The following is a 12,244-nucleotide window of genomic DNA, read 5'->3' as shown; positions in this document are numbered from 1 at the left end:
GGAGCTACAACCAAGCTTTGATTTGTGCACAAACCGCTGGAGTCGAGATGCCATACCGATCATGGAGTGTCGGCAACGCGCCTGCGTCCAGGAATGCGTCGGGCAACGCGATTTGTCTGAACGTCGGTGTCACCCCGTTGCGCAGCAACAGCCCGGCAACGGCCTCACCCAGTCCACCGATAATCGAGCTGTTCTCGGCGGTGACCACCAAGCGACCGGATTTGCGGGCTTCAGCCAGAATGGTTTGTTCATCTAGTGGCTTGATTGTCGGTACATGCAGCACGGCGACATCAATCCCATCCAACTGAAGCTGTTTCGCGGCCTCCAATGAACGCATGGTCATCAACCCCGTGGAGATGATCAAAACATCGTTACCGGTGCGCAGGGTTTTTGCTTTGCCGATCTCGAATTTGTAGCCGTACTCGTCCAGCACTAGCGGTACATTGCCACGTAGCAAGCGCATGTATACCGGCCCTTGATGCGCAGCGATTGCAGGCACTGCCTGTTCGATTTCCAGCGCGTCGCACGGATCAACGATCATCAGGTTGGGCATGGCGCGGAAGATTGCCAAGTCGTCGGTGGCTTGGTGGCTCGGGCCGTAGCCGGTGGTGAGGCCGGGCAAACCGCATACGATTTTGACGTTAAGGTTTTCCTCGGCGATTGCCATGCAGATGAAGTCATAGGCGCGGCGCGAGGCGAATACGGCGTAGGTGGTGGCGAAGGGCACGAAGCCCTCGCGGGCCATACCCGCAGCCGCACTCATAAGCAATTGCTCGGCCATGCCCATTTGATAGAAACGGTCGGGATGTGCCTTGGCGAAGATGTGCAAGTCGGTGTATTTGGACAGGTCGGCGGACAACCCGACGATGTCTGAACGCTGTTCTGCCAGGGCTGCGAGCGCATGGCCGAAAGGGGCGGATTTGGTGGCCTGGCCTTCAGAGGCAATGGAGGCGATCATCGCCGAAGTCGTCAGACGCTTTTTGATCGGCTCGGCAGTCGAAGTCGGAGAGTTGGCTGCATTGCTCATTGGTTTTTTCCTTCTTCAAGATTGTTCAGTGCCAGATCCCATTCGTGTTCTTCCACGCGAATGAAGTGCGTCTTTTCCCGGGTTTCGAGGAAGGGCACGCCTTTGCCCATTTTGGTGTCGCAGATGATCACCCGTGGCTGAGTGCCGGGATGATTGCGCGCGGCATCGAACGCGGTGACTAGCGCCTCCAGGTCATTACCGTCGACGCGCTGGGTGAACCACCCAAAGGCTTGCCAACGATCAACGATGGGCTCAAAGGACAGGATTTCACTGGAATAACCGTCGGCTTGCTGGTTGTTGACGTCGACGATGGCGATCAGGTTGTCGAGCTTCCAGTGCGACGCCGACATCACGGCTTCCCAGGTTGAGCCTTCATTCAGTTCGCCGTCCGACAGCAAGTTGTAGACGAAGGAGGGCGAGCCTTTGCGCTTGAGGCCCAGGCAGGCACCGACCGCGATGCCCAAGCCCTGGCCCAGCGAACCACCGGTGATTTCCATGCCCGGCGTGTAGGCGGCCATGCCCGACATCGGCAGGCGGCTGTCATCCGCACCGTAAGTTTCCAGCTCATCGAGCGGGATGATTTGGGCTTCGATCAAGGCGGCGTACAGGGCAATGGCATAGTGACCGATGGAGAGATAGAAGCGATCACGTTCTTCCCATTCAGGATCTTCAGGCCGATGGTTCATGGCATGAAAGTAAGACACTGCCAGTAGGTCGGCGGCGCCGAGGGCCTGGCCAACATAGCCCTGTCCTTGGACTTGACCCATTCGCAGCGCATGGCGGCGAATGTTGTGTGCGCGCTCAACCAGAGTCGTGGATGAAGCGTATGAAGGATTAGTAGTCATGATGAAACTCCGTTAACTCAACGATTGACCAGGGCGGCGGGAATGCGCAGTACCAGAGTGGCCCCTGCGAACAGCATGCCAGTGATCAAGTACATGCCGATGGCACTGGAGCCGGTCATTGTGGTGATCCAGCCAATCAGATAAGGCGAGCAGAACCCGGCGAGGTTGGCGAAGCTGTTGACCGCCGCGATGCCTGCGGCGGCAGAAACGCCTCCGAGCAACGTGGTGGGTAACATCCAGAACAACGACGTCGCAGACAAAATGCCAGAAGCTGCCAAGCAAAGACTGAGGATGGACAGGGTTGAATTTCCGCCCATCAACGCCGCCAAGCTCAGGCCGATAGCACCGGCAATCATCGGCACAATGAGGTGCCAGCGGCGCTCGCGATGTTTGTCACCGCTGCGTCCAACCAGCAGCATGGCGGCAATGGCACAGAGGTAAGGCAGGCTGGTCAGAAAGCCGATGTGAAGCGGATCAGAAACTCCTGAATTACGCACCAAGGTCGGTAGCCAGAAGGTGATTGCGTACTGCCCCATCACGACACAGAAGTAGATGGCAGCCAGCAGCCACAGACGACGGTCGCGAATGAACTCACCGACAGAGGCATGGGTGACTTTCTGCTGGTCGTCTTCGGCCAGCTCCCGGGTGATCAGTGCTTTTTCTTCGTCGTTTAGCCAGCTGGCTTGATGCACGCCGTCTTTCAGGTAGCTCAGTACCAAAAGTCCGACAACGACCGTAGGTACAGCCTCCAGAGCGAACATCCATTGCCAGCCGGCCCAGCCGTGCATACCGGCGAAGTGGTTCATTATCCAGCCGGAGAGGGGGCCACCCACCATGCCTGACAGCGGAATGGCGATGAACCACAACACGGTCATGCGCGCTCGGCGGTAGGACGGGAACCAATAGGTCAGGTACAGCAACAGGCCTGGGGCGAGACCGGCTTCCGCAATCCCGAGCAGAAAGCGCAGGGCATAGAACTGCCAGGCGGTTTCGACGAAGGCGAAAAGCGCCGAGACAATGCCCCAGGTGATCATGATGCGTGCGATCCACACACGCGCACCGACCTTGTGCAGGATAATGTTGCTGGGAACTTCGCAGAGGAAGTAGCCGATGAAGAACATGCCGGCACCCAATCCGTAGACCGTTTCGCTGAGCGCCAGGTCGTTCATCATCTGCAGCTTGGCGAAGCCGACATTGACGCGATCAAGGTAAGCGCACAGGTAACACAGCATCAGGAAAGGCATCAGGCGCCAGGCCGTTTTACGGTAGGCGTTGGAACGCACGGTCGAAACCGCTTCGAGCGACAGGGTAGTCATGATGGTCTGATCTCTTGTTTTTATTGACCGCCAGGCCATGAGGCCCGGCTGCGTCATCGATCCAGAACCGCACGGGCCGCGCAGGCCCGCCCAGGTGTACTCAGTGAATCAGCATGCCGCCGTTCACATCCAGAGTGATGCCGGTCAGGTAAGAGGATAGGTCGCTGGCCAGGAACAGGGCGGCGTTGGCGACATCCTGTGCTGCACCGAGTCGGCCCAACGGAATGCCGTCGATGATCGCGTGGCGGCGTTCGTCCTGCATAAGGCCGCCGGTGATGTCGGTGTGAATCAAGCCAGGGGCGATGGAGTTGACGCGAATATTGTCCGGCCCCAGTTCACGTGCCATGGCTTTGCCCAGACCCAGCACACCGGCTTTGGCCGCACTGTAATGAGGGCCACCAAAGATGCCGCCGCCCCGCTGAGCAGAAACGGAAGACATGCACACAATGCTGCCGGAAGATTGTTGGCGCATGACCGGAATCACGGCCTGCGACATCAGCAGGGTGCCGCGCAGACTGACGTCCAGCACCTTGTCGTAGTCCGAAGGGCGGATGTCCAGGGTCTTGAGGGGTTGAGTGATACCAGCATTGTTGACCAGTACGTCGATACGGCCGAAGTGCTCGATGATTTTGGCAACGGCCTGCTGAACCTGCGATTCGTCAGCAACGTTGGCTGCCAGACCGAGATGACCTTCGCCCAGGGAAGCAGCGGCATCACGGGCAGCGGATTCATCCAGGTCAAGGATCACGACGTGAGCGCCTTGTTGCGCGAAAGTGGTCGCTGTAGCGCGGCCAATGCCACGGGCAGATGCGGCACCAGTGATGATTGCGACTTTGCCTTGGAGAAGCATGGAGGAGTACCTCAAATTGTTTTTATTGGACGATCCAGGAAGAACCGATGACTCAGCTTCTTCTGGCAGGGGCTCACGAGCAATACCGTAAACGTCACTCTCTGCTGAAAAAAATTCAGCACTCGCTAATGATTTCAACCGGTGTTTGAATAGCTCGACGCCCGGCCAAAGCCATTCCTAGCGGAAAAATAAAAATTATGAGTTCACCAGGCGATACACCTGTGATCCTGCCACCGCTGAAGGCCATTCAGTCCTTCGAACAGACGGCACGTTTCGGCAACGTTGCTCGTGCAGCGGAATTGCTCAATTTGACGCCCTCGGCGGTCAGCCATCAATTGGCCAAACTGGAAGCTATGATTGGTCGGCAATTGTTCGTACGCACAGCGAGAGGGGTGACGCTGACACCGGTTGGCGAGCAATACCTCAAAGAGGTATCGGGTATCCTTCACACCCTCGCAGTGGCTACTGAGCGCGCCGCTAGTGATGTCAGTCTTGATTGTCTACGGCTGCACTCATCGCCCAGTTTCGGCTTGCTCTGGCTGATGCCGCGCCTTGAACAGTTCCGCGAGAGTCATCCCGATATACAGCTCAACTTGTCGTGCTCTTATGAATCGTTGCACTTTAGTAGGGACAAGATCGATGTAGATATTCGCCATGGCATACCCAATTGGCCAAGCTTCGAGGTGCGGACTGTGAGAGATGAAAAAATCGCGGTGTTGGCTTCCCCGAAGTTGCTGGAAAAACGTCCCGTACAGACGATTGCTGATCTACTCGAGAGCAACCTGATCCTGTCGGAGGCAACCTTGATCAAGTGGCCGCAGCTGTTTGCGCAGCACGGTATTTCGCGACCGGAAAAACCCTACACGCTGAGCTTCGATCGTTCGTACATGACGTTGGAAGCTGCCAGTCATGGCCTTGGCTTCGCCCTTGAAAGTACGTTGCTGGCGCAGGACTATCTCGCTCGAGGAGTATTGGTAGAAGTAGCACCAGAATTGAGCGCGCCGATTATGGCGCACCACTTGGTATTTCCTCGGGCGCACTCCAATTTTCCCAGAGTGCGACGATTCTTGGAGTGGATGCAGAAAGAATTGGGGCATGAGTTTGCTTACTGAATTTTGGCGTAGGCAGCGAGCGATTAGCGTACTCGGAGCCCGCCAATTGATGGCGCTAATGGGTTGAAAAGCCATTTTTCGGCTTTTGGCTGCACAAAAACAAACGCCCCGAACAAGTCGGGGCGTTTGTTGGGCTGACCTTCAGTGTGTATTCACACAGTCTGCTAGGGGCCTTTCTGCTATTTAAAACTGATTAAGCTAGGTCAAACCTTCTCACTGTGACTTTTGGCCTGCGTTGGTCTGGCTATTTGATCAATAAGCTTCAGAGCTGCGGGAGCAGGAAAACTCCTGAAGTCTGAATATCGACTCACCAGTTGGCGTCGGCCAGACCCGTCTCAATGAAGCGGACGGAACTCTCCATAGCCTGCTGACCTTCTGGCAGCATGGTGGCGTAGAAGTGCCAGGCGTGGAACATCGCAGGCCATACTTCCAGGTTTACGCGAACGCGGTTATCAGCCAGGTGAGTTGCAAGGCGCATTGCATCACTCAACATCAGCTCGTTCTCGCCGATCTGCACCAAGATTGGTGGAAGACCGGTGACGTCCGCGAACACAGGTGAGGCCAGAGGATGATTGGCCAATGTGTCGCCTAGGAATGCTCTGGCGAGGATGTCCAAGACAGGCTTGGAGTTCAGAGGATCCAGACCTTCACGGTTGCTCATGGAAGCACCGGTGTGTTCAAGGTTCGCCCATGGCGAGATGGAGGAGCCAACCGCAGGCAATGGAAGCCCTTTCGATTTAGCCGCAACCATGACGCTGACAACCATCGCGCCGCCAGCCGACTCGCCTGAGAATGCAATCTTGTTAGCTGGGATTTTCTGCTCAAGCAACCACTCGTAGGCGCGCAATGTGTCGTCAATAGAGGCTGGGAACTTGTGCTCAGGGGCAAGGCGGTAGTCCGGCATGTATACGCGAGCACCGAGCATTTTTGCGTAGTTACCGCCGATGCCGTGGTATCCGTCTGGACGGCCAACAATGTACGCCCCGCCGTGAATGTACATCACTACTGCATCGGTTTTGATCTCGTCCGGAGTTACCAGTGTGCCTGGCACGCCACCCATGTCGACTGCTTCAAATTTGACGCCAGCAGGCGCTGGATTTTGCGCGAGCATTTTTGCGTAGGAGTCGCGGATGTCGCTCATCTTTGTGGTGGTATCGATTCCCTTAAGAACGGGTACCAGATCGCTAAGGCTGTTGGCCCAGGTTTGGACGGCTGCTTGGACTTTAGTGTTCATAATGACCTCAATTGATCGTTGGGAGTGGATTAGCTAATTGAGATACTATGCTTAGTATTGGGGAATAGGGTTCCCCATAACAGGTGCTAAGCTGCCCGAACGTTGAGACCACTGAGGCCGTATGGAACTCCATAACCTGAATGATATCGCCGCGTTTGTAAGCTCGGTAAACGCTGGAAGCTTCACTGCGGCGGCAAAGCAACTTGGCCTTACGCGCTCTGCGGTGGGGAAGTCGATAGTCAGGCTCGAGGCTCGTTTACAGGTACGTCTACTGAATCGCACCACTCGTAGTTTGAGCATGACCGATGACGGTCAGGTTCTTTATGAGCGCTGCGTGGGCGTTCTTCAGGATCTGGACGATGTGGAGGATGCCCTTGCGTTTCGCCGTTCGACACCCAGTGGGCGACTGCGGATGAGTCTGCCGGTTGCGCTGGGTAGACTTCATGTCCTTCAGCACATTGAGTGCTGTCTTAAGGATTGGCCCTCCCTGAGCGTGGATATCACCTTTTCTGACAGGCTGGTCGATCTGATCGATGAGGGATTTGATTTGGCCATGCGCATCGGGCCACCGAAGGAAGATTCTCGGTTGCTAACGCGCACCGTGGCCTACCAACAAATGATTACCTGCGCGTCACCCAAGTATTTGGCTGAGCATGCCGAGCCTAAAACGCCTGAGGATTTATCCGAGCACCAGTGCCTGCATTTCGTGAGCGGTGGGAGGTTGCTTCCTTGGAATTTTCGCGTGAATGGTAGCTCTGTGCCCGTTACTCATGGCGGAAGGCTACAGATGGACAGTGCTGAGTCATTGCACCAGTCAGCTGTCGCTGGTCTGGGTATCGCGACTCTTCCTTCCTACGTGGTGAACGACGATTTGAGGAGCGGCAAGCTCGTTCAATTGCTCGCGGGGTATGCAGAGGCCGCAGAGCCTATTCGGGTGATCTACCCTAGCAAGCGGCACCTATCTCCAAAAATTCGACTCTTCATCGATAAGCTCGTGGAGGCTTGGTCACCATGCCCACCATGGGAGCAACAATTGGCGGAAGGCATTCACTCTGCCTGACCCGTGAGCGAGGCCCGCGCGGCTAGTCGATGCCTAGCATATGCGTCGCATATTCCTCTCACTTGAGTATCGACCTCCAGGCGTTGGGCACTGCGCCTGTATTCCGTGCATCTGCCAAAGGAGCCAATGGCTCAGAGGCTTAGTGCGCCGGTGTTTTCCACATCCTCAATAGGATTAGCGCAGATGCTCATGACTGCGAAGGCATTCGCCACTGCTCAGTTTCGTAGGAGCTATTGGCCCTCCTTGCGCGGGAAGTGACCGTGCAGACGCTTGACAGCGGTCAAATATCCGAATAAAAATGAAGCGCTTCATAAATATATCTTGCGAGAATAAATACAAAAATAGAATCGTGAACAGATCATAGATGTTGTTGGCTTATGGCCGCAGGCTATGGATGTGAAGCGATTCATATTTGCCGTTTTCTTAGGCAATTCTGGAGATCATGATGGTCACTGCATCATTAGCCCGCGCTCGGTCAAGCACGCGGGCAGCCCTCGCCACTCTCTTATCTAAAGTCACCGACCGCTCAGGCACGGGGGCACTGGCTTCGCCACGTAAATCTCCTAACACCACCCGCTTACATGAGTGCGAAATTTTCAGTCAGCCAGTGCGGTATCGGACGCGTGTGAGCATCACCGCGTCTTGTTTCTGTTTTTTCAGCGCGGGTAATTTGGCATGACAAATCTTCGACATTCAGGACGCACAGTTCTCATTACCGGGGCAGGAGGGGGCATCGGTGCCTCGATTTCCCGGCTGTACTGCGAGGAGGGCGCGCGGGTTGCCTTGGTAGATTTCGACGAACAGTCAGTTTCCGAGCTTTCCCGGCAACTCAGTGCTGCCGGACATTTGGTGGCCTGGGCTAAAGCTGACGTATCAGATTTCGCTCAATGCAGTCGAGCCTGTCTTGAGCTTAGTGAGCAGCTCGGCCCGATCGACACCTTGATTAACAATGCAGGTATTTCACCCAAACACGAGGGCGCACCAGCGCCGATTTGGGAAATGGATCCTCAGGAATGGGATCGCGTCGTTGGCATCAACCTGACAGGCTCGTTCAACCTGGTCAGAGCTCTCACACCAGCGATGGTCGAGCGCCGTTTTGGAAGAATAGTGAACATGTCTTCCGTCGCCGGCAGCGCCTATTTGCCTATTGTCGCGGCGCATTACAGCGCTACTAAAGCCGCGATTATCGGTTTTACCCGTCACCTGGCAGGCGAGCTCGGGCCCTATGGCATTACTGCAAACGCACTGGCTCCGGGACGCATCGAAACGCCGCTTCTTAAAACCGTTTCTGCGCAAGCGAACCAGGCAGTCGTTGATGAGACTCCGTTGGGCCGTCTTGGAACGCCACTTGAGGTAGCTAAAGCAGCATGCTTTTTGACTTCAAACGACAGCGACTTCATCACGGGCCAAGTTGTGGATGTGGCGGGTGGCTGGTTGATGCGCTGATCCATCCGGGCTCGTATTCAACGTAACGATTTATCTCACAGTTTTTCAGCAGCGGGTGATGGCATGGTTCGAACAATGGGTTTTCCTGGCCGATACGAGCAAGGGCCAGGCGCTCTAAAGCAGCTTGGCAGAATCCTTTCCGATATGGGGCAATCGCGCCCTTTGGTCTTGTGCGACGAGTTCGTCTCGAGGCATCTGTGGCCTGAGGTAGGGAATGCATTGTCAGAGCATGGCTTCGAGGCGAACAGTATCGTTTTTCCTGGTGAATGCACTAAAGCGGCAATTGCGTCTCTCTGTGAGCGATCAGCAGATTACAGGCCAGACACCATCATCGCTTTGGGCGGCGGTAAGACAATTGACACGGCTAAAGGGATGGCTGCTCAGCTTAACGTCCCCATCGTCGTATGCCCGACCATTGCTTCCAGCGACGCCCCAACCAGCCGTTTGATTGTGCTTTACGACGAAGCGCACAAGGTCGTTGGTGTCGAGTACCTGAACATGAACCCCTCCGCAGTCGTCGTGGACACCGAAGTGATTGTCCGTGCGCCTGCAAGGTTTTTCGCCGCAGGCATCGGCGACGCCATCAGTAAAAAGTTTGAGGCGCAACAATGTCAGTCTGCCGGAGGCAATAACTCATTTGGTACTCCAGCGTTGAACACTGCATTGCTGCTAACAGAGGCAGTGTTTAAGACGCTTATGACCTACGGGTACAGCGCTTACCAAGCAGTAGGCCGGCACGAGGTTAATGATGATGTCGAGCGGGTTATTGAAGGAACCGTCCTTATCAGTGGCGTTGGGTTCGAGAGTGGCGGCTTGTCGCTAGCCCATGCGCTTGTGCGAGGTCTTACGGCAATTCCTGCGATTACTTCCATGCTGCATGGTGAGCTTGTCGCATTCGGGACGCTGGTGCAGATGTCCGTCGAAGAACGCCCAGACTCAGACCTCCTAGAGGTCGCTCAGCTTCTGAATGATGTGAATCTTCCCGTCACCCTCTACGGCCTTGGCCAGACGTCTCCGTTTACCTCTGAGGAACTGGACATTGTCGTCCAGGCAACACTGGGTGCGGTGTACGCGAAAAATATGGCGCCAGCCCTTACGGCTGAACGACTCATCCGAGGACTGGCTCGTGCTGACGAGCTGGGACAACGATTTGAACGTTTTAACTAACCGCTAAATGCAGCACAGCTAATCCAAGAATAAAAGAGGCTCAGAAAATGACAGACAAGACCGTTCCGCACATTCATGACTTGCTCAAAGACTCCCCTAAGAACTGGGGTAAGTGGGGCCCGGATGATGAGGTTGGCTCACTCAACTACCTCACAGGTGTCGAAGTGCTCCAAGGTGTCAAAGAGGTCAAGCAAGGCAAGACATTTACTTTGCAGGTGCGGATGGCTGATCCTGCAGGTGACCCGGTCTGGCCTGGTCGCTCCCAGTCAAAACGCATGAATATTATGGATCGAGGTCACTACAATTGCGGTAAGGGCCCGCACTTTCCCGGTTCCTACGAGTTCGCCGATGATGTGATGTTCTTCCATCTCCAGGGCTCGACTCAGTACGACGCCCTTGGGCATGTCTGGTACGACGATCAAATTTGGAATGGCTACAGCGCCGATACCACTATCGGTTCCTTGGCCAAGGCGAGCGTTGCTCCATTGGGTGAAAAAGGCATCGTTGGCCGAGGCATTCTGATCGACATAGCGCGCCACCGTGGTAAAGACGTGCTGGATGCAGGTGAAACGTTCAACCATGAGGATTTAATGGCTGCTGCCCGGGCTCAAGGCGTCTCTATCAACAAGCGCGACATTCTCATCATCCGCACTGGATGGATCGGCTCGTTTTATAAACGCGACCCGGAAGAGTTCTACAAAGACTTTATCGAGCCAGGCCTGACCTACAGCCCTGAGCTGGTGAAGTGGTTTCAGGAGATGGAAATTCCGAACATTGTCACCGACACCATTGCTAACGAAGTCACCGTCGATCCCGTGTCAGGGGTTGCGTTGCCGTTGCACAACGCACTCATGAGGAACTTGGGCATCACTCTCACTGAGATCGCTCAGCTTGATCCTCTCGCTGAGGACTGCGCTGAGGACGGTCAGTGGACGTTTCTCTACACCGCAGCCCCTCTAAAGGTCGTTGGCGGAACCGGAGCTCCTGTGAATCCGATCGTCATTAAATAAGTGTCTTTGCCTGGGGCAGCAGAAACGCTGTTCTCAGGTTTTTCCCTCCAATTAACGGCTCCCGAACGGCAGGCGGTTGGCTTATCATCCTCTGCGCAAATCGAGGGCGTTCTTCTGATCGTCCTGTCTCCGCGCTACGATCGAGGATGCTGAATCTCCAATGAAAAAAATCGAGAAACCGAAGCTCAAGGATGTGGCTGAATTGGCGGGCGTCTCGATGGGGAGTGCTTCAAGAGCATTGGCTGTCCCGCACTTAGTGAAACCTGCAACGCTGGCCAAAGTACAAGCAGCTGTTCAAGAGCTAGGGTACGTGCGAGACGGGGCCGCGCGTGCTTTGGCATCTAGGCGCACGCACAGCATCGGAGCCGTTTTTCCTACTTTTAACAACCCTGCGTTCGCTGAAGCTGTCCAGGCCCTCCAGTTAAGGCTAACGGAGCTTGGATATCACCTAATCATTTCTTCCCATGAATACGACCAGGCGCAAGAACTGGTAAACGTAAGGAACATGATTGAGCGGGGCGTCGAAGGCCTACTGTTAGTGGGTACTGAACATAGTCCTGAAATTTATGAAGCACTAACTGCCGCCCAATGCCCATTCATTCTCATGTGGTCACTAGATGGCGCTCACGACCATCACTGCGTGGGGTTCAGCAATGAGGAGGGTGGTCGATTGATAGCCAGGCACTTGCTTAGCCTTGGTCATCAAAGTATCGCCATGATCAGTGGAGTTGTTTCTAACAACGAACGGGCAAAATACCGTCTGAAAGGAATCACCGCTCAGCTACTCGAGTCAGGGATAGAGCTTTCAAGTGAACGGATTATTGAGCAGCCATTCACGATTGAGGGAGGGCGCGCCGGGCTGCGGATTGCTATGGAGCTTAACCCCAAGCCTACAGCCATTGTCTGCAGCACTGACCTCACCTGTATCGGAGCGTTGGCGGAAGCGCGTTCCAATGGGATCGACGTCCCCAAAGAACTATCAGTCAGCGGATTCGATGATATCGAGTTCGCGGCTGCCTATGTGCCAGCCCTGACGACCGTCAGGGTGCCGACTTCGAAAATTGGTATCAGCAGCGCCAACAACATCGTTGCGCTGATCGAGGGGCGCCCACTTGCACGCCGCGAGCGCATACAAATCGAACTCGTCGTTCGAGATAGTACGGCGCCACGGCCTTAG

11 protein-coding genes are annotated in these 12,244 nt (G+C 55.3%); 6 read left to right on the top strand and 5 right to left on the bottom strand.

What is annotated here, in order from left to right; translation table 11 throughout:
- Positions 1-4 precede the first annotated feature (4 nt).
- The 4 genes from SB725_RS09030 to SB725_RS09015 all read right to left on the bottom strand — a co-directional run bounded on the left by SB725_RS09030 (position 5) and on the right by SB725_RS09015 (position 4,038).
- Positions 5-1,027 carry a transketolase family protein gene (locus SB725_RS09030; protein WP_410921639.1) on the bottom strand — a complete coding sequence of 341 codons (1,023 nt, stop codon included), beginning with the start codon at positions 1,025-1,027 and terminating at the stop codon, positions 5-7.
- Positions 1,024-1,872, bottom strand: coding sequence for a transketolase (locus tag SB725_RS09025; RefSeq protein ID WP_410921638.1), 849 nt, complete (start codon positions 1,870-1,872; stop codon positions 1,024-1,026). The genes SB725_RS09030 and SB725_RS09025 overlap by 4 nt, the downstream gene beginning before the upstream one ends.
- 17 nt (positions 1,873-1,889) lie before the next feature.
- The gene (locus SB725_RS09020) at positions 1,890-3,188 is read right to left on the bottom strand and encodes an MFS transporter (RefSeq protein WP_410921637.1); all 1,299 of its coding nucleotides are present in this window, start codon (positions 3,186-3,188) and stop codon (positions 1,890-1,892) included.
- Between the two features lie 100 nt (positions 3,189-3,288).
- Entirely contained in the window at positions 3,289-4,038 is a 750-nt protein-coding gene (locus SB725_RS09015; RefSeq protein ID WP_410921636.1) for an SDR family NAD(P)-dependent oxidoreductase, read from the bottom strand.
- Between the two features lie 197 nt (positions 4,039-4,235).
- On the opposite strand from SB725_RS09015, the gene SB725_RS09010 reads away from it, so the two are divergent.
- On the top strand, positions 4,236-5,150 hold the full coding sequence (locus SB725_RS09010; RefSeq protein ID WP_410921635.1) for a LysR substrate-binding domain-containing protein: 915 nt from the start codon (positions 4,236-4,238) through the stop codon (positions 5,148-5,150).
- 307 nt (positions 5,151-5,457) lie between these two features.
- Here SB725_RS09010 and SB725_RS09005 read toward each other — a convergent pair whose 3' ends face one another.
- Positions 5,458-6,384, bottom strand: coding sequence for an alpha/beta hydrolase (locus SB725_RS09005; RefSeq protein ID WP_166620276.1), 927 nt, complete (start codon positions 6,382-6,384; stop codon positions 5,458-5,460).
- 121 nt (positions 6,385-6,505) lie between these two features.
- On the opposite strand from SB725_RS09005, the gene SB725_RS09000 reads away from it, so the two are divergent.
- From SB725_RS09000 to SB725_RS08980, 5 genes are all read left to right on the top strand, one after another.
- Positions 6,506-7,444 carry a LysR family transcriptional regulator gene (locus SB725_RS09000; protein ID WP_410921634.1) on the top strand — a complete coding sequence of 313 codons (939 nt, stop codon included), beginning with the start codon at positions 6,506-6,508 and terminating at the stop codon, positions 7,442-7,444.
- A 675-nt stretch (positions 7,445-8,119) separates the two neighbouring features.
- Positions 8,120-8,890 (top strand): SDR family oxidoreductase, encoded by a 771-nt coding sequence (locus SB725_RS08995; protein WP_410921633.1) that lies wholly within the window; start codon positions 8,120-8,122, stop codon positions 8,888-8,890.
- Positions 8,891-8,953: 63 nt separating this feature from the next.
- On the top strand, positions 8,954-10,057 hold the full coding sequence (locus tag SB725_RS08990) for a glycerol dehydrogenase (RefSeq protein WP_410921632.1): 1,104 nt from the start codon (positions 8,954-8,956) through the stop codon (positions 10,055-10,057).
- Positions 10,058-10,104: 47 nt separating this feature from the next.
- Positions 10,105-11,067 carry a cyclase family protein gene (locus SB725_RS08985; RefSeq protein ID WP_410921631.1) on the top strand — a complete coding sequence of 321 codons (963 nt, stop codon included), beginning with the start codon at positions 10,105-10,107 and terminating at the stop codon, positions 11,065-11,067.
- A gap of 160 nt (positions 11,068-11,227) precedes the next feature.
- Positions 11,228-12,244, top strand: a complete 1,017-nt coding sequence (locus tag SB725_RS08980) for a substrate-binding domain-containing protein (RefSeq protein WP_105162266.1) — start codon at positions 11,228-11,230, stop codon at positions 12,242-12,244.

Source organism: Pseudomonas sp. SIMBA_041, assembly GCF_046535095.1.
Lineage (GTDB): Bacteria > Pseudomonadota > Gammaproteobacteria > Pseudomonadales > Pseudomonadaceae > Aquipseudomonas > Aquipseudomonas mucoides.
This window is presented reverse-complemented; position numbering and strand designations above follow the sequence as displayed.